15 protein-coding genes are annotated in these 18,045 nt (G+C 39.5%); 8 read left to right on the top strand and 7 right to left on the bottom strand.

Going from position 1 to position 18,045, the window contains the following annotated elements:
* Positions 1-37: 37 nt before the first annotated feature.
* The 4 genes from Q8S11_RS09345 to rlmF all read left to right on the top strand — a co-directional run bounded on the left by Q8S11_RS09345 (position 38) and on the right by rlmF (position 3,238).
* On the top strand, positions 38-373 hold the full coding sequence (locus tag Q8S11_RS09345; RefSeq protein WP_305661823.1) for an arsenosugar biosynthesis-associated peroxidase-like protein: 336 nt from the start codon (positions 38-40) through the stop codon (positions 371-373).
* 6 nt (positions 374-379) lie between these two features.
* Positions 380-1,429, top strand: a complete 1,050-nt coding sequence (gene arsS / locus Q8S11_RS09340; RefSeq protein WP_305661822.1) for an arsenosugar biosynthesis radical SAM (seleno)protein ArsS — start codon at positions 380-382, stop codon at positions 1,427-1,429.
* Positions 1,430-1,435: 6 nt separating this feature from the next.
* Complete coding sequence (locus Q8S11_RS09335; RefSeq protein ID WP_305661821.1) at positions 1,436-2,035, top strand: TIGR04282 family arsenosugar biosynthesis glycosyltransferase; 600 nt, start codon at positions 1,436-1,438, stop codon at positions 2,033-2,035.
* A 288-nt stretch (positions 2,036-2,323) separates the two neighbouring features.
* Positions 2,324-3,238, top strand: a complete 915-nt coding sequence (gene rlmF / locus Q8S11_RS09330) for a 23S rRNA (adenine(1618)-N(6))-methyltransferase RlmF (RefSeq protein WP_305661820.1) — start codon at positions 2,324-2,326, stop codon at positions 3,236-3,238.
* A 34-nt stretch (positions 3,239-3,272) separates the two neighbouring features.
* On the opposite strand, the gene Q8S11_RS17850 is transcribed toward rlmF, so the two are convergent.
* Together Q8S11_RS17850 and Q8S11_RS09325 are read right to left on the bottom strand one after the other, a co-directional pair.
* Positions 3,273-3,443 (bottom strand): helix-turn-helix domain-containing protein, encoded by a 171-nt coding sequence (locus Q8S11_RS17850; RefSeq protein ID WP_371135147.1) that lies wholly within the window; start codon positions 3,441-3,443, stop codon positions 3,273-3,275.
* 351 nt (positions 3,444-3,794) lie between these two features.
* A complete protein-coding gene (locus tag Q8S11_RS09325) occupies positions 3,795-4,001 on the bottom strand; it encodes a type II toxin-antitoxin system HicA family toxin (protein WP_305661819.1) in 207 nt (68 codons plus the stop codon).
* Between the two features lie 436 nt (positions 4,002-4,437).
* Between Q8S11_RS09325 and Q8S11_RS09320 the strand changes: the two genes are divergently transcribed.
* Positions 4,438-4,671, top strand: a complete 234-nt coding sequence (locus Q8S11_RS09320) for a hypothetical protein (RefSeq protein WP_305661818.1) — start codon at positions 4,438-4,440, stop codon at positions 4,669-4,671.
* 330 nt (positions 4,672-5,001) lie between these two features.
* Positions 5,002-5,520 carry a DinB family protein gene (locus tag Q8S11_RS09315; protein WP_305661817.1) on the top strand — a complete coding sequence of 173 codons (519 nt, stop codon included), beginning with the start codon at positions 5,002-5,004 and terminating at the stop codon, positions 5,518-5,520.
* A gap of 209 nt (positions 5,521-5,729) precedes the next feature.
* On the opposite strand, the gene Q8S11_RS09310 is transcribed toward Q8S11_RS09315, so the two are convergent.
* The 3 genes from Q8S11_RS09310 to Q8S11_RS09300 form a co-directional block, all read right to left on the bottom strand.
* Entirely contained in the window at positions 5,730-7,496 is a 1,767-nt protein-coding gene (locus Q8S11_RS09310) for a PQQ-dependent sugar dehydrogenase (RefSeq protein WP_305661816.1), read from the bottom strand.
* Between the two features lie 21 nt (positions 7,497-7,517).
* Positions 7,518-9,311 carry a c-type cytochrome gene (locus Q8S11_RS09305; RefSeq protein WP_305661815.1) on the bottom strand — a complete coding sequence of 598 codons (1,794 nt, stop codon included), beginning with the start codon at positions 9,309-9,311 and terminating at the stop codon, positions 7,518-7,520.
* Positions 9,312-9,711: 400 nt separating this feature from the next.
* Positions 9,712-10,857 carry a serine hydrolase gene (locus Q8S11_RS09300; protein ID WP_305661814.1) on the bottom strand — a complete coding sequence of 382 codons (1,146 nt, stop codon included), beginning with the start codon at positions 10,855-10,857 and terminating at the stop codon, positions 9,712-9,714.
* 150 nt (positions 10,858-11,007) lie between these two features.
* Here Q8S11_RS09300 and Q8S11_RS09295 point away from each other — a divergent pair, with 150 nt between their 5' ends.
* Positions 11,008-12,702 carry a sodium:solute symporter family protein gene (locus Q8S11_RS09295; protein WP_305661813.1) on the top strand — a complete coding sequence of 565 codons (1,695 nt, stop codon included), beginning with the start codon at positions 11,008-11,010 and terminating at the stop codon, positions 12,700-12,702.
* A gap of 26 nt (positions 12,703-12,728) precedes the next feature.
* Positions 12,729-15,014 carry an FAD-dependent oxidoreductase gene (locus tag Q8S11_RS09290; protein ID WP_305661812.1) on the top strand — a complete coding sequence of 762 codons (2,286 nt, stop codon included), beginning with the start codon at positions 12,729-12,731 and terminating at the stop codon, positions 15,012-15,014.
* A gap of 127 nt (positions 15,015-15,141) precedes the next feature.
* Here the strand turns inward: Q8S11_RS09290 and Q8S11_RS09285 are convergent, their stop codons facing one another.
* Positions 15,142-16,845, bottom strand: coding sequence for a PQQ-dependent sugar dehydrogenase (locus Q8S11_RS09285; protein ID WP_305661811.1), 1,704 nt, complete (start codon positions 16,843-16,845; stop codon positions 15,142-15,144).
* Between the two features lie 5 nt (positions 16,846-16,850).
* The gene (locus Q8S11_RS09280; protein WP_305661810.1) at positions 16,851-18,032 is read right to left on the bottom strand and encodes a PmoA family protein; all 1,182 of its coding nucleotides are present in this window, start codon (positions 18,030-18,032) and stop codon (positions 16,851-16,853) included.
* Between the last annotated feature and the right edge of the window lie 13 nt (positions 18,033-18,045).

Here is an 18,045-nt window from a genome sequence, read left to right as displayed (position 1 = left end):
GTCGATTACCTAAATTGATAATAAAAAAGTATAGAAAATGGAAAATCATTATTATAATGCCGGGGATTTGGGCAAATTTGCTGATATCGCTGAATATCAGAAAGAGCTGTCCGATAAGTTCTTTTCATATTATGGAGAGGTTTTTAAAGACAGCCATTTAACAGCAAAGGAAAAATCATTGATTGCATTAGCTGTTGCTCATGCTGTTCAGTGCCCTTATTGCATTGATGCTTACAGTAGTGATGCGTTTGAAAAGGGCTATAGTGAGGCACAGATGATGGAAGCGGTCCATGTGGCTTCCGCAATTAAAGGTGGTGCGGTTCTTGTTCATAGTGTACAGATGATGAACAAGGTCAAAGAAATTGGAATGTAATATGTTATGATTAAATCATTAAAAGTTTTACATCATCCTTTAGCAGATTCGGAAAATCAGCTGGAAGTACTTGAAAATTCCATAGGGAGTTTTCATCCGACCTTTAATGAGAAACTAGGGCTTTGCGGTATGCGTCCACTTCAGACTTCGGGCATTGATATCATGCAGCTGAATCTGGGGAAAATGTGCAATCAAACCTGCAAGCACTGTCATGTAGATGCAGGACCTGACAGAAAGGAAATGATGAGCCGCAGTACGATGCAATTATGCCTGGATATACTTAAAAACTCTGATATTGAGGTCGTTGATCTTACCGGAGGGGCTCCAGAACTAAATCCTGATTTCCGATGGTTTGTAGAACAAATAAAGCAATTAGGTAAGCATATTATCGTGAGATGTAATCTGACGATCATTCTTGCTAATAAACGATTCCATGATCTGCCGGAGTTCTTTAAACGGCATCAGGTTGAAGTAGTATCATCACTGCCCGGATTTACCCGGGATCGAACAGACAGGCAGCGTGGGGATGGGGTTTTTGAAGACTCCATCACGGCCCTTCAAATGCTTAATAATGTAGGATACGGACAGGAGGGAAGTGGGTTAGTACTGAATTTGGTTTACAATCCGGCAGGAGCTTTTCTCCCTCCATCACAAGTTGCGCTTGAAAAAGAATACAAATTAGAACTCGCATCAAGATATGGTATCGTTTTTAACCAGCTTTTCGCGATTACAAATATGCCGATAAGCCGTTATCTTGATTATTTATTGAGTTCCGGAAACTACCAAAGGTATATGTATAAACTGATTTCCGCATTTAATCCTGCCTCAGTTCAGAATCTCATGTGCCGTAATACGCTTTCAGTAGGTTGGGATGGATATTTGTATGATTGCGATTTTAATCAGATGCTTGACCTTAAAGTAAGCGCTCAAAATAGTCAGCATATCTCAGATTTTGATTATGAGATACTAAAATACAGAAATATTGTCGTAAAACAACATTGCTTTGGATGTACCGCCGGCGAAGGATCCAGCTGTGGAGGAAGCCTTACAATTTAAATGACCATGCTCAATACCACCGCTTTAGTGATTTTTGTCAGAAACCCAATTTCAGGGCAGGTAAAAAAACGTCTGGCAAAGGATATTGGCGATGAACGGGCTCTTGCAATTTATCTTCAATTGCTTCAGCATACCCTTGAAATTACCAGAGGCTTAAGTTTCAGAAAGTTTATTTATTATGCTGATGAAGTAAGTGATTATGACCTTTGGAGCGTTCCAGGCTATACTAAAAGAAAACAAAATGGAAATGATCTTGGAGAGCGGATGCTAAATTCTTTCAAAGAGCTTTTTGATCAGGGTTTTACCCGGATTATCATCATTGGCAGTGATTGTTTACAGTTAAAAACAGAAACTCTTGAGGAAGCGGTTGCTTTACTGGAATCTAATGCAGCTGTTATTGGTCCTGCAAGTGACGGAGGTTATTATCTGCTTGGATTAACTAAATTTTACCCTGATTTGTTTATCAACAAGCCCTGGAGTACTGACAAGGTTTTTGCAAAAACAATCGATGATTTCATTAATCAGGGTATTTCTTATGCCTTACTTGAAGAGCTCAGTGATATTGATGATAGTACAGACCTGGAAGAGAATGGAATTTCAATTTAGATAGAGTCAGAGTGTTCTTATGTAGGGCTGCCCGTTCCTATGAAATACAACTCTGGGTAAAATAAACCTTGCCGAAGGAGGTAGCTTCCGGCTATTGGTAATTTGAAATAGAACGCGCTTTCTTGCCGGAACTACTCCGGAGGAAAGGGCTGAACCATCCTATAACACACAGGTATTGCTTTCAAAAATAAAATTCTTATGACTCCAGAGCCTTATCTGACGAATTATAACCGTATTATTTTATCCTTCCTTATAAGCCAATTCAGGTTATTTAGATAATTTAGCTGAATGCCCAAAAAGAAATCCCTGTTTGAAGAAAAAGATAGTTTTCATCCCCGAAACAGGCACAGGCTTAGATATAATTTCCCGGAACTGATCAAGGCATGCCCTGAACTTGCAGAATATGTTTCTACAAACCAATTTCAGGATCTTTCTATTGATTTTACTGATCCAAATGCAGTTAAAGCATTGAATAAAGCTCTGCTCAAGCAATTTTATAATATTGCTTTATGGGATATTCCGGATGGGTTCCTATGCCCGCCGATACCCGGAAGAGCTGATTATATTCACTATGCTGCAGATTTGTTGATTGGAGAAGATGAAAAGCTTCCCAAAGGCAAACATATCAAAGTTCTGGATATAGGGGTTGGAGCAAATTGTATTTACCCTCTGATCGGCCATTATGAATATGGCTGGACTTTTGTAGGCTCAGAGATCGATCAGCTTGCCAGCCGTTCTGCAACAAACATTATTGAAGCCAACGGACTGTCAAAATTCATAAGTATCCGTAGGCAACGTTCTTCAGATCAAATATTTACCGATATAATTCATTCGGGAGAAAAATTCAGTTTAATTATCTGTAATCCTCCTTTTCATTCGTCAATGAAAGAAGCCGCAGAAGGGACCGCGCGAAAATGGAAAAATCTTGGTAAGGATAAAAAGGATGGAATCGACCTGAATTTTGGTGGTAAAAATGCAGAATTATGGTGCGAAGGCGGGGAGGAAGGTTTTCTTTTGCGGATGATTGAAGAGAGTGCCCGTTTTGCCCAATCGGTTCAATGGTTTACATCCCTGGTTTCTAAAAAAGAAACTTTGGCAGCCTGTTATAAAGTACTTGAAACTTTGGAAGTAAAAGAGGTAAGAACGATTGATATGAAACAGGGGCAGAAGTCAAGCAGGATGCTGGCATGGACTTTTATTTAAGTATAAATCATATTATTTGTCGTTCAATCCATTATTAGATCGGCATTACAATGTCAAGACTTGATAATTCTTTACCTATTTCTTTAATCCCTGTTAGAATTTTTGAGACCTGTTTTGCTGAAGGCTTTCTATGCCCATTTACATACAAAGAGAGAACAGTTGGATTAATGCCGATCCTTTCACTTAAAGCTTTGGCATTGATCACGTTATAATACTCAAAGAATTGGGGTATATCGACCTGAATTGTAACATCATCTTCGGTAACTGTTTTAAGCCCTGGTATTCATTATGTAAATTTAAAGCCTCAATAATGTTTGATTTTAATTCTGTAAAATTTTTTCCGGTTGTGCCCACAGGATAAGTTTCGAAATCTAGGGCGAATGCTGAAAAACCGGTTGAAGTCTTTTCAACGATGAATACGATCTTTGCTGCCATAATTTTGCCGATGCCTGGCTAATTGTATGCTTTACATCTTGTAAATGCATATGTTTGAATCCCAATCGCCGGGATATGCGTCTACTTTTCACAGTAAGCAGAGACTGTTTATTTAATATTACTATTTTATCAAAGCATATTTAAGCCCGGCTTGTTTTTTAATTTTCTCAGCTAAGCCTTTACCCATTTCATCTGATCCGTGATCAGGAAATGTAATAATTATGCCAGGCTTATCCGGGTGTGATAAAATCTTATGGCTTCCTTTACCTTCCCTAATAATGATCCACCCTGCTTTCTTTAGTAATCTCAGTAATTCTGAACATTTCATATTCTCGAATTTGTTGAAAGCATTGGATTTGGATCATTACGTAAATGTAAACAATCGTTTACATAAATGCAAAGCATTGTTTACAATGCTTAATTGATTTAGGTTTTGTTACAGATTTGTTGTTGATTGAACAAATAGTCTTATTCGTCTCTCTGATTTAATTTAACTGAATGCGAGTATCGGTACAATGAATCTGCGAATAATAGTTTAGACGATTTTGTAGGATGAATAATTAACAAAGGCAATTTGAGAAGCCTATAAATAATTGGCGAAGCAAGCAGCAAAATCCATCCAGACCTAAAAGTAAAATATACCTATATTCCATGGCCTGATTTAATGATATAAGAAGTAAAATATTTGATCATTAAAGTCCATTTATCTGCTTTGGATTGACCTGTCAAAATTTAATTACTATCTTTATTCAAACGACTAAACTATGGATTTTGCATTAAAATATAGGATAGTTGAGAGGATTATTCAGAGTAATGATGATGCCTTACTTAATGAAATTAAATCATTAGTTGGTTTTTCAGAAAAAGATTATTGGCCCGGGCTCCCGGCTGAAGTAAAGCATGCAATACAAAATGCTAAAGATGAGATTGATCGTGGAGAAGGTATCTCTCATTCCAGTATCATGTCTGATGTTAAAGATCGTTATTTGAAAAAGTAATGTCTAAGTCTATTGTCTGGTCTCCAACGGCCAGTATTACTTATTTCCGGATTCTTGAATATCTGACAGGATTTGTCAAAGCTTAATCTATAAAGAACATCTGTAATTTGGAGGCTGATTCATACGATTAAGGGCAAGGTTCGTAGCCTGCTACGATTTTTTATCGGAAATCCGGTGGTGGGGAGGTAGAATGTGGTGATGCATATTATCCAATTTTACCTTACCAAAAAAATATTAAATAGATTAAAACGAGAGTTAGTAATATTTTTAAAAACAAAAGCTAAACCTTGATTTAGTGATTATGTTTGCTTGTATATAATTGAAATAGAAATGAAATTTTTAGTTTGTTTATTGCTTGTCTCCTTTCAATCTATGGCCCAGGATCAGAAATTACTTGTTCAGAGCCATGCTGAAAAATTGAAAAATGCGAAAGAATATACTTTGAAGGTTGCGGAATTAATGCCTGAATCTATGTATGATTTCAAGCCTGTTGTTGATGAAATGAGCTTTAAGGAGCAGATTATTCACATAGGGAAAAACCTTTACTGGTTATCATCTACATTTATAATTGAAGCTCCGGACTTAAATGCAAAGCAATCAGTTATTGCCAAAAATATGACTAAGGGTCAGGCAATTGATTTTATTTCAGGAGCCTATGAATTTGCCGGTCAAGCAATTATGAATGTAAGGTCAGAATCATTGTCTAAAGAATTTCCGTTTTCAGGCAGAAAGTTAAATAAGGTTCAATTTCTGAATTTAATTCAGGATCATCAAACACATCATAGAGCTCAATTAATTGTTTACTTACGTTTAAATATGTTGAGTCCGCCAAATTATATTGGTTGGTAAGATGAATTTTCTGACTTAAATTATCGATGAGCAATTATTAAAATCAGCTTCGTAGAAACAGCAGAGGGTTTGGTACAGGATCTTTCCCCGTCTTGCCATGCCCAATCAATCTTTAAACAGAATACAGAATTATCTTTAAATTCGTACTATTGAATATCTCTGCATAATTTATTGATATTCATTTCATTAGGCTTAATTTGTTTCTCTTACTACCTCAATGCCGCAACCTCAGCATTAGTAACAGCATCCGAATTATTTCCCCAGCTTTTTCGGATATAGGTCAATACCTCGGCTACCTGTTCATTATTCAGAAAACTGCCATGTGCAGGCATGGTTTCGCTGTATGGAATGCCTTTGACTGTAATTGGTCTCGATAAACCATTCAATACAATTTTGATCAGTCTGCTTTTATCACCATTTACCCATTCTGAACCTTCAAGAGGGGGGAAGCGGGCTCCATCTCCTTTGCCATCCTTTTGGTGGCAAGTGCCGCAGTACATGGTATAAACAGCCGATGCAACCACAGGCTTACCCAGTTCAAGATTATCTTTTACAGGATCAGGATCTTTGATATTGCTCGCAGTTTTCTTACGGATCGCCATTTTAGCTAATTGGGCAGTTCCGAATTTGCTTTTATCGCCTTTAAACATCACCCTCCAGATCTTTCCTTTTTCTGTTTCACTGATATACAAAGAACCATCAGGTCCTTCGGCAATTCCCATCGGGCGATACCCGGCTGCATTGGCAGTCACGACAGGATCTGTTTGAATAAAACCATCAGCAAAAACTTCCCATGGTCCGGTAACCACACCTTTTACCATTGGAATAAAGGCCACAAAATAACCAGCCTGTGGGTATGGTTGTCGGATTGTAGAACCATGAAGAACAACAAATGCCCCATTTTTGTATCGTGCAGGAAGCTGATTTCCTTTATAGAATAGGAGATCATTCGGGGCAAAATGTCCGGGGAAACCTACCAGGGGTTTAGCTAATTTTGCTCCATTCCCTTCTTTGATTTTATCACCACCGTATTCAGGATTTAATAATTTCTTTCCTTTGATCTGATCGTAATAATAATAAGGCCATCCGCCATCAATTCCCTGATCTACCTTAAATAACTCATCGGCAGGCAATACAGCACTTTCCCATGGAGAAAAAAGTTTTGGCCAGAGCATGTGCAAATAATCCCTGCCATGTACTACTGCAAACAGAGAATTAGTGCTTTTATCCCAATCCATACCGATCACACTCCGCATTCCGTTGGCATATCTCAAACCCTGAGATTGAACCTGATTCAGTTTATTTTCATTAAATTTCCAGATACCACCATGGTCGATCAGATGGGGGCAGCCTTCACCAGGAATAACAGCATCCGGTTTTCCCTCACCTTTGGAACCCGGAGTTCCGTCTGCACAGACATCAGATCCTGCTCCCCAGCCTACAAACATGTATCCTTTACCGTCAAAAGCAATGGATTTTCCCTGATGGATATGAGCCGGGGGATTATCAATCACGATTGTGTCGATTTTGTTTTCTGGCAATAGTTGTCCGGGAATCAGTTTCTGTCGGAAAACCATCAGGTTTGAGCTGAAATACAGGTATCCATTATGGATTTTCATTGCAGTTCCGAATGGACCGCTTTCATATTTTGAGAAATGGGTAATGATATCTGCCTTACCATCATTGTCAGTATCGCGTAAAGCCACATTGCCATATCCCTCAGTACGGGCATGAAACCGTGTTTTGACATAAATATCACCGTTGCTGTTTACCGAGAGGTGCCTTGCACTTCCTTTTATACTATCAACCACTGCTAAAGCCTCGAAGCCATCAGGCAAAAAGAGTCCGGCATTATTTGGGTCAGCCGGAGGTAAGGCTGGCTTAGAGTAATGTGTAAAGCCATAGATTGTTAAAATGACTGCAAATACTGCAGCACAAAACAGAGATTTCTTTCGATTGATGAAAATTTTCAACACGATTTTAAGATATATATGAAATTATTTAGTACCTGATCGTCTAACTACTGCAACTTCCTGAGGGCTAATTGCATCCGAATTATTACCCCAATTTTTGCGGATATAGGTCAATACCTCGGCTACCTGATCATCATTCAGGAAGCTGCGATGTGCAGGCATGGCTTCACTGTATGGTAATCCTTTTACAGTTATTGGACCAGAAAGCCCGTTAAGAACTATATTGATTAGCCTGGTCTTATCTCCGTTCACCCACTCAGATTCATTTAATGGAGGAAATCTACCACCATCACCTTTCCCGTCACGCTGATGGCAGGCACCACAATACATGGTGTATACAGCTGAAGCCACTACAGGTTTACCACGGTCAAGGTCATCCTTTATCGGATCCGGATCTTTAATATTACTTGCTGTTTTCTTCCGGGCAACCATTTTTGCCAGTTGAGCAGCTCCGAACTTTGTTTTATCTCCTTTAAACATGACCCTCCAGATTTTTCCTTTTTCTGTCTCACTGATATACAATGAACCATCAGGCCCTTCGGTTATTCCCATCGGGCGGTAACCTGCAGTATTTGCTGTTAAAACCGGATCATTTTGTATAAAACCGTCTGCAAAGACCTCCCATGGACCTGTTACTACTCCGTTTACCATTGGAACGAAAGCTACAAAATATCCGGCCTGAGGATAAGGCTGGCGGATGGTTGAGCCATGTAAAACTACAAATGCGCCTTTCTTATAACGTTCAGGAAGCTGGTTTCCCTTATAAAATAATATATCATTGGGTGCAAAGTGGCCCGGGAAGCCCATTACCGGCTGGGTGAGTTTAGCTCCGTTACCTTCTTTAATCTTATCACCACCATATTCTGGATTTAATAATTTCTTCCCTTTCATGTGGTCATAATAATAGTATGGCCAGCCACCATCCATATCCTTATGCACCTTAAATAATTCATCAGAAGGAAGCATAGCACTTTCCCATGGAGAGAACATCCCTGGCCAAAGCATTCTGAAGAAGTCTCTTCCATGTATAACAGCATAAAGTGAATTACTGGTTTTGTCCCAATCCATACCTACAATACTTCTTAACCCTGTGGCATATCTAAGACCTTCGGATTGGGTTTGGTTCAATTTACTCTCACTAAACTTCCAGATACCAGCATGATCGATGAGATGAGGGCAACCCTCTCCGGGAATCTCTGCATCCGGTCTGCCTACTCCCAAAGAACCGGGACGCTTGTCGGAACAAACATCAGAATCAGCACCCCAGCCCACATACATATAACCTTTTCCATCAAAAGCTATCGGTTTACTTTGGTGTGAGTGAACAGGTGGACTGTCAATTACAATCGTATCCACCTTACTATCAGGAACCAATTGGCCGGGTTTAAGCTTCTGACGATAGACGATCAGTGTAGAACTATAATATAAGTAGCCATTATGGATTTTCATCGCAGTTCCATACTGCCCGCTTTCATATTTGTTGAAATGAGTGATAATATCTGCCTTGCCATCACCATCTGTATCTCTCAAAGCCACATTACCGAAACCTTCAGTAACTGCATGATGACGGGTTTTGACATAAATATCACCATTGCTGTTTACGGCAAGATGCCTTGCATTACCTTTCAGGCTATCGACCACCGCCAGCGCTTCAAATCCGTCGGGGAGAACCAATCCTGCATTATTCGGATCACCCGGAGGCAATTTAGGCGTTTGGTAAAGTGTAAATCCATATGCAGCAAAAAACACAGCTAACAATACAAAAATATAGAGTTTTGACATTTTTAGTCTGCGAAATGATTGAAGTATTTTAGTCATTTTAAAGGGTTTTTATTGTTTTTGCTGAATAGGGAAATAAATCATACCCTACAAGTCTATTGAAAAGAAATTGTAATGGGTGTTTCTATCCTATATTTTACAGAAAAGGCAGTTTGGTTTTTGTTGGTTGGTTTTTGTTGGTTGGTTAGTAAATTATCCGAATTTTAAAATGCTTAGTAATAGCCAATATCCTTTAGTATAAAATTTCATTGAACTCCAATTTAGTCTTTGTTCTTGGATCTTGATACTTAGATATTAGTAAGTGACTTACGAATTTAACTTTCATGATGCTTAGGTAAATTCGTAAGTCTGAAACCTAAATTTAATATGAACAAGGATTTAGTCTTGATACTTGGTTCTTGGTTCTTGGCTCTTGATTCTTGATACCTGGTTCTTGATACTACTTAATAAAATTCTCATACAAACTATTCACCCCAGCCCTCAAAACATCATTTATCCCTTTTGTATAAGTAGGATTACAACCATTGGTTATCACTACAATTCCAAATTTCTCTTTGGGATGGAAAAACATCGCGCTGTATAATCCATAAGCTGAACCGGTATGCCCAACCATCATTTTTCCTGGTATGAAATCATCGAGGTTTGTCAGGGCGAGGGCATATCCTTCTTCATCAGCAACTTTAGTCTGCATTAGTTTTGCACTCTTTTTCGACATAATTCTTTTGCCTTTATATTTACCCATGTTCATGTGCATGCTCATGTATTTTGCCAGATCACTGGCCGAGATTTTCATTCCTCCTGTTGGTGAGAAAATCGGGGTTGTATAGCCCATTACATAATTTCTGATTTCCTCACGTCTTGGATTATAGGCTGCCGGGGAGGGTTTAAATGTCTTCGTTGCGGCATCATATTCATGCAGGGTCGCAAAGCGATTAGCATCCAGCGAGTCTACATTGTAACCCCCATAAAGTCCGAGTGGATTTAAAATATGATTTTTAACATAATTGTCGAAGCGTTCACCACTAAGCTTTTCAATAACCGTACCCACCATATTATAATTCAAATTACAATACCTGTATCCAGCACCTGGGGCGTAGTCGCTATAGCATTTAGCCCAATCCGGGTTTTTGGAAGGATTAATAGCATCAAGCGTAAAATAACCCTGACTATCATTTATACTTGATGTATGCGATAGGATCATTCTCAATGTGATTACCTTATCCGGAAATTTCGGATTCCTGATTTTGAAGCCTACAAGATCGCTGAAATCATCATCAAGTGTAAGCTTCCCGGCTTCCCTCAACTGCATGATGGAAGTTGCTGAGAATGACTTGGATATGGATGCAATCCGGAAGATATCTGTATCCGAAAGTGGGGCTTTTGTCCCGATATCTTTCAAACCCAAAGAATTGCTATAAATGATATTGCCTTTTTTTACTACGGCAACAGAAAGTCCTACCACATCTAGCTTTTTCATGATTTCACGCAAATCCGCTTCAGCTTTTTCATTTTGAGCGAAAACAGCTATTGAACAGGTGAGTAGGAAAATGAAGGATAAAATTTTTTGGGAAATTGCTTTGATCATTTTTTATTTTTTTATAAATCTATAAATATTTTTTTTGCAGGCTTAGGACAAAGTTTTAATCTTAACAATACATTTATAAAAGTGTTTAATAAGATTGCTTTTGCCATCTTAAATTATTGAAGGCATTTCAAACTGATATATTATGTAATTATGAGTCCAAATATAGATACCATAGTCATCTTTGTTTTTTCGGCATTCGTATTATGCATAGGCCTTGTGTTTGCAAGGACAGGAATTAATTTAAAATCGTTTTTTGCAGGTGGAGAGTCTGTCCCATGGTTTATTGGAGGATTATCGCTCTTCATGAGTTTTTTCTCTGCAGGAACATTCGTAGCCTGGGGTTCAATAGCATATAAATACGGATGGGTTGCAATTACAATCCAGTGGACTATGTGTATTGGGGCTCTGATCAGCGGGATGTATCTTGCTCCCTTATGGAAATCTACGGGTAACCTTACCGCGGCAGAATTTATCAAAGAGCGCCTTGGTCTACAGGTACAAAAGACTTATATCTATATTTTTATGCTGGTTTCTTTATTCATTAAAGGAACCGTATTGTATCCGGTTGCAAAGCTTGTCAGCGCTTCTTTGGGTTATCCATTAATGCCTTCCACTATCGTGCTGGGCTTATTTATGATCGCTTATACTGCTGTTGGCGGACTCTGGGCAGTTATGGTGACTGATATCCTTCAGTTTGTGATATTAATGGCCGCTGTACTAATTATTCTTCCACTTTCATTTGATGCAGCAGGAGGCCTCGCAAAATTTCAGGCGAATGCACAGGAAGGTTTTTTTGAACTGATTAATGGGGAATTTACCCTGGGATTTATTATAGCATTTACACTTTATCATATTTTCTATATAGGTGGTAATTGGACATTCGTACAAAGATATACCAGTGTTAAAGATAGCCAATCAGCGAGAAAAGTAGCTTATCTGTTTGCGGGTTTGTATCTGATCAGCCCGGTGCTATGGATGCTGCCGCCAATGATTTACAAGACCATTAATCCCTCTCTGATTGGTCTGGATACAGAAAATGCTTATTTGATGATCTGTCAATTGGTGCTCCCTCCCGGATTATTAGGCTTAATGCTCACCGGAATGTATTTTTCAACTTCTGCATCCGCAAATACAACCTTAAATGTTGTTTCAGCGGTATTTACAAATGATATTTACAAAGGCAGGATTAATCCGGCGGCAAGCGATCGAAAACTAATGCGGGTTGCCCGATTGTCATCCTGGACAATTGGTCTCGGAATGATCGCCATTGCGCTCATGGTGCCTTATATCGGTGGCTTGGTGAATGTGACCATCAGCGTAGGAGCAATTACCGGAGGTCCCATTTTAGCTCCACCAATCTGGGCATTGTTCTCCAAAAGGCTAAGCGGAAAAGCCACATTGATCATCACTTATGTCAGTTTGGGAATTAATCTGATCTTTAAAATTATTTTACCCTTCCTAATTGAGTTCAAGCTTAGCCGGGCAGAGGAAATGCTGGTTGGGGTGGGTGTACCGCTGCTGATGCTTATAGGCAATGAAATCAGGGCTTATTATGCCAATTATCTCAGTCCGCAGTACCTGGAATTTGAAGCTCAAAAAAGCTCAAGAAAGACTCAACAGGCAAATTTAACAAAGGAAGAAATCAGTGAATCATTACAGCAAAATAAATTTGGTCTGAAAATCACTGCTTTTGCACTCGCATTTACAGCATTTCTCTTATTGATTCTGGGCTTAATTACCGGAGATAATTTTGGTCTTTTGGCTTCGATAGCGGCACTGATTTTTGTTCTCGCAATCATCCCATGGAGGGCCTCAAGAAGAATTGTATTCTATTCTAAAGACTAGTATGTTTATAAATGTTAAAATAATTTATGATTAAAAGTGAATTTTCCTCCACCGGTCGTTCAGTTTTTGAGCTCCGAATGAATGCTGATCTGGTTTTCATTGGAGGTGGTATTGCAGGAACCTGCGGAGCTATTGCTGCTGCAAGGGAGGGTTTAAAAGTTATTCTGGTGCAGGACAGACCGGTACTTGGTGGAAACGCATCCAGTGAAGTGAGATTGTGGATTTTAGGAGCGACTTCCAGTATGGGAAATAATAATCGCTGGTCGAGGGAAGGTGGGGTATTGAGTGAAATTCTGATCGACAATATGTACCGTAACCCGGATGGAAATGCAATTATACTGGATACTATTTTGCTGGAAAAGGTGAAAAATGAGCAGAATTTAACACTCCTCTTAAATACTGCGGTTTATGAAGTTGTAAAATCGGCTGATGATGTGATCAGTGAGGTTATAGGTTTTTGCAGCCAGAATTCGACACGCTATATTTTATCAGCACCTTATTTCTGTGATGCATCCGGTGATGGGATAGTGGCTTTTCAGGCAGGTGCCGCTTTCAGGATGGGAGCGGAGTCTAAAGATGAATTTGACGAGGGTTTTGCACCAGATAAAGAGTACGGAGAACTATTAGGGCATTCCATTTACTTCTTTACAAAGAATGCCGGCAGGCCAATTACATTTACTGCGCCTTCGTACGCTTTAAAAGACGTTTCTTCGATTGTTAAATACCGCTCATATGACATCAGTGATCATGGCTGCAAACTCTGGTGGCTTGAATACGGGGGCAGACTCGATACCATTCATCAGACCGAAGAAATTAAATGGGAATTATGGAAAGTGATCTATGGAATTTGGGATCATGTTAAAAACTCAGGGAAATATCCTGAAGCCGAAAACCTGACACTGGAATGGGTTGGACACATTCCGGGTAAGCGGGAGAGCCGGCGCTTTGAAGGCGATTATATTCTGTCTCAAAAGGATGTTGTGGAACAGCGGGAGCATCAGGATGCAGTCTCTTATGGAGGCTGGTCATTGGACCTGCATCCCGCCGACGGGGTTTTCAGTGATCGGCCGGGCTGTAATCAATGGCATTCTAAGGGGGTTTATCAGATCCCGCTTCGCTGCATGTACAGTAAAAATATTAAAAATCTTTGGTTAGCAGGCAGGATTATCAGTGCAAGTCATGTCGCATTCGGTTCTGCCAGGGTTATGGCTACTGTATCTTATTCGGCACAAGTGTTAGGCTTAGCTACCCAATACTGCCTGAGAAATGGAATCACTCCTTCAAACCTCGCCAATTCTGAAAAAGTTCAGGAATTGAGGCAGGAACTGATGCAAAGGGGGCATTTTATTCCCGGATTGGAGCCGGAAAGGACAAATTTAGCGCATAAAGCAGTTCTCAGCGCCAGTTCTGAATTTATACTTACAGAATTAAAAGCTGATGGAACCTGGCAGAAACTTGAATATTCTACTGCTCAGTTATTGCCAGTTTCTCCTGGAGATCAGATAAAGATCTGTTTTGAGATTGATGCAGAGGAGAGCACAAGTTTAAGGCTGCAATTACGGGTTAGTGCCAAACAAATCAATTATACCCCCGAAATAATCCTTGAGAGCCGTGAAATTTCTGTTGCCGCGGGAATGAGCACATTAAGTATTGATTTTGATCATATAATCGGGGAGGAACAGTATGTTTTTCTCTGTATTATAAAAAATGAGCTTGTTTCAGTTCAAACCAGCAAGATGTTCCTTAGCGGAACCATGATGTTAATGAACCGCTATAATAAAGCTGTAGCTACCAGTGGGGTACAGTTGCCGCCTGATGGGATCGGAATCGATTCCTTTGAATTCTGGCTTCCATCAAGGCGACCTGCAGCCCAAAATCTGGCATTTAAACTGTCTGCTGCGCTCAAGCCTTTCAGCGTTTCTAACCTGATTAATGGATTCTGCCGTCCGACAAATGCTGCTAATGCCTGGGTAGCCGATCTTATTGATGCAAATCCTTATGTTACCTTAAGCTGGAATAAAACAGTTCAGATCAGGCGGATTGTGTTATTTTTCGATTCAGATTTTGACCATCCACTTGAGTCGACCCTGAGGGTTCATCCTGAGCGTGTGGTGCCTCATACAGTCAGAAACTACAAAATATTGGATGCTGAAGGTAAGCTGATCTTTGAAAAAGCAGGAAATTATCAGAATGTTAATGAGGTAATATTGGATGAGGTTTTAAGTACTTCATCCATTCGAATTTACCTGGAACATCCTTCAGACAATGTTCCTGCGGCATTATTTGAGGTTCAGGTCTTTGCACCCTGTTAGAAATGAATGGACTTAGAGAATAATTCTGTTTGTCTGAACCGTGATTCAGGTGATTTGTTTGATTACCATGATAGTACGATTCATTACAATCACGTTAATCATTTCAATCACAGTTCAGACGTCATAATCACTTACATCCCGCCACTTTCCAGATTTTCCCATCAGTTTTAGTAAACAGATAAAATTGTTTATTAGCTCCTAAACCAAAACGAAGGTCAGCCCTGCGGCTGGCGGTGATGTCTCTGAAGGTAGACGGAACTCCGTTAAATAATAAGTCAAATTCCAGAATCTGAGCTGACTTGCCTGATTTAATATCTTCATTATTAATGTAAAAAACTCTCCCGGTGGTTATATCACCAAAAATATATTTGTTCTTTAGCTGTTCAATATTGCCTTCATAAACATAACCTCCGGATATTGCATTCCCTTCATCGTGATCAAATTGAGCTAGGGGATAAACAAATTTAAAGTTCGGTTCATCAGGCTGTAAGGCATAAACCTTATTCATTTTACCTTTATTATTCAGGAAAAATGTCCCTTCCCGCTGTGGCCAGCCATAATCAGCTCCCGCCTCGATCAGGTTGAGTTCTTCAACACTGTTTAAGCCAATATCGGAAATCAGCATTTTCCCATCAGGTGTCCAGGCTACTCTGTTTGGATTTCGGAAACCTCTAGCAAATACCTCTCCAAGAGTTTTATCATCATTGTCGCTGGCAAATGGATTAATAGAAGGAATGCCATACTTCCCGTTCATGCTATTGTTTCCCTGAGGGTCTATTCGTAAAACCGAAGCCCTGATTTGAGTGTTTGTATTGCATAGGAAAGAAAACCCGGCTTCAGCCGAACCTCCGTCACCCATTGTAAGGTATAACAAGCCATAATCTGGATCTTTGGGCCGGGAGAGCGGATTAAAGACAATTTCCTGCATACTATGAATTACTGTCGGCATGTCAATTCGCAAAAGTTCTCTGCTTTTACCCTCAAACTTTCCTGATTTTGGCTCATTTATTTTCCATTCTGTGAGAACACATTGTATGAGAACAGGAATTGAGTCAGCATATGCGAAATCTGAAGGAGCCGAGCGGGCCTTTTCAGAATGTATCGTATAGAATAGACCATTCTTATAGAATTTGGGATGGAATGCAAAACTTCCAAAACCAGTAGCATAGCCGGGTACTGAAATAAAGGCGGGTCTTTGTTTGCTAATGTCCATAACTTCAAACAATTCCCTGCCTTTTAACTCATATAATTTACCTCTCAGATCTTCAATAAAGCTGCGTTCCTTTTTGCCGGGTAAAATCCGCATTTGATTTATTCTGGCCAATGGTATTTTATCGGCAGTTGGATTTGCTGTTAATACTTCCTCCAGTTCAAGAGTTAATCCTGATTTTTTAATCTTTTCGGGGATTGGATCATTCAATACAGGCCCGAATTTTTCAGTCGATGTTTCGATTTTTACCTTAAATGTATTGATATAAGCTAATACCGACAGCATCTGATCATTACTAAGGGCTTCGAACGAAGGCATTGGGACTTTATACTCCTGCAGCAATTTAATCCCACGGGGGTTTCCACCTTCAATAACACTCTGTGAATTGCGAATAAAGCGTAGGAGCGCAGGCTTTGTTAGCTCAGTAGTAACCCCGGATAAATCCGGACCAATACCTCGCTGTGTAAAGCTATGGCATGAACTGCAGTTCTGGGTAAATAAAGATTTTCCTTCCTCAATTGTTTTTTTATCCACCGGATAATCATTGATTGTTTGTGCTCCTGTATTGAGGATCATGGCCTGTGCAAAACAGAAGACCAGGAATATTTTTAAATAAGCCATTTTGATTATTTAATTACCAGTGGATTAGCATAATCATCCCACATCCTGTTGATGAAACCGGGTACAGGTTCACCATCGTATACAATAAAACGGTATCGGGCTATATATTCTTTATCTGGCCGTATTTCAAAGTCGCCGGCTTGCGATGGTGCATAACAAAAGAAAGGCTCTGTAGGATGGATACGCATAGGTTGCGGAGAACGGAAATTATCCGGATGGGATAAAATACTGATACCACTAAGTTTTCCGCTAATATTACCGCTGATATGAACCCATTTTGAGGTAGTAGCATGCCCATTGCTTCTGTCTTTTCCTTCTGAAGTCAAAAAATAGGCATTATCCTTACCATTCCACTCTCCATTGCCTCTAAAGCCAATTCCTCCATATAAATACTCCGGAAGTTTTAACACTGAAGAAGTAGAAAGACGCTGTTTGAGTTCCAGATCAAAGACATAATAAGGCTTTTCATCGCCCTCTGAATTGTAAACTTTAATTTGCCATTCTTCATCCAAAACCTTTTTATTTGGATTTAATGATAGATCATAATAAGCATTCCCTGATTCCAAAGAGGCAAATACTGCTCCAGCCTGGGTATTCTTGATTCCCTCAAACAGAACAGTACCGGTTTTATCGGCCATATTCCAGAAATCCGGCTGCCGACCATCAAATTCTGTTTTGGTCCATGCAGCCCAAATTCCATGATGATGTTTATGGTTTAATGGATAATCATCAGCAACTGAAAGACCGGAAGGGGAGAGCACCGGAAAAATATATCCTCCGCGTCGGAATACAGGTTCAATTTCTGCGGGCAAATCTTTTTTACCGGTTTGCAGCCCGATTACCTGTTTGCCATTTACAGTAAATTTTGCTTCAGCTTCTGTTAATAAAACTTCTGCTTTGCTTCCTGAAACTGATTCTCTGATCGTTTTAAAGGTTTTAACTTCCCCCGGATTAAGACTCATAATCGCACAGGCATAGCCATCTTTCAGAAATTGTACAGGATACTTGTTTTTGTCCTTATCGATTAGATATATGTCCTCTTTGTCGCCTGCAGCCTTTAATTTGAACTTTACAATACTATTTTTTCTTACAATATGATCATTCACAATCCGAATGGTCTTAGACCCCTGGGCAGATGTTTCCAATACTACCCCCAGTGTCAAACAAAAAATCAGTAATATCCTCATATATATTATGTTT

The organism is Daejeonella sp. (genome assembly GCF_030695525.1).
Taxonomy (GTDB): Bacteria; Bacteroidota; Bacteroidia; order Sphingobacteriales; family Sphingobacteriaceae; genus Daejeonella.
The sequence above is the reverse complement of the archived record's forward strand: the minus strand, read 5'-3'. Positions and strand labels throughout refer to the sequence as shown.

Bases quoted from the DNA above. Each gene is read 5' to 3' on its own strand.
- Q8S11_RS09290 (WP_305661812.1), top strand. From the start codon at position 12,729: ATGATTAAAAGTGAATTTTCCTCCACCGGTCGTTCAGTTTTTGAGCTC.
- Q8S11_RS09320 (WP_305661818.1), top strand. From the start codon at position 4,438: ATGGATTTTGCATTAAAATATAGGATAGTTGAGAGGATTATTCAGAGT.
- Q8S11_RS09325 (WP_305661819.1), bottom strand. From the start codon at position 4,001: ATGAAATGTTCAGAATTACTGAGATTACTAAAGAAAGCAGGGTGGATC.
- Q8S11_RS09345 (WP_305661823.1), top strand. From the start codon at position 38: ATGGAAAATCATTATTATAATGCCGGGGATTTGGGCAAATTTGCTGAT.
- arsS (WP_305661822.1), top strand. From the start codon at position 380: ATGATTAAATCATTAAAAGTTTTACATCATCCTTTAGCAGATTCGGAA.
- Q8S11_RS09300 (WP_305661814.1), bottom strand. From the start codon at position 10,857: ATGATCAAAGCAATTTCCCAAAAAATTTTATCCTTCATTTTCCTACTC.
- Q8S11_RS09280 (WP_305661810.1), bottom strand. From the start codon at position 18,032: ATGAGGATATTACTGATTTTTTGTTTGACACTGGGGGTAGTATTGGAA.
- Q8S11_RS09335 (WP_305661821.1), top strand. From the start codon at position 1,436: ATGCTCAATACCACCGCTTTAGTGATTTTTGTCAGAAACCCAATTTCA.
- rlmF (WP_305661820.1), top strand. From the start codon at position 2,324: ATGCCCAAAAAGAAATCCCTGTTTGAAGAAAAAGATAGTTTTCATCCC.
- Q8S11_RS09305 (WP_305661815.1), bottom strand. From the start codon at position 9,311: ATGACTAAAATACTTCAATCATTTCGCAGACTAAAAATGTCAAAACTC.
- Q8S11_RS09295 (WP_305661813.1), top strand. From the start codon at position 11,008: ATGAGTCCAAATATAGATACCATAGTCATCTTTGTTTTTTCGGCATTC.
- Q8S11_RS09285 (WP_305661811.1), bottom strand. From the start codon at position 16,845: ATGGCTTATTTAAAAATATTCCTGGTCTTCTGTTTTGCACAGGCCATG.
- Q8S11_RS09315 (WP_305661817.1), top strand. From the start codon at position 5,002: ATGAAATTTTTAGTTTGTTTATTGCTTGTCTCCTTTCAATCTATGGCC.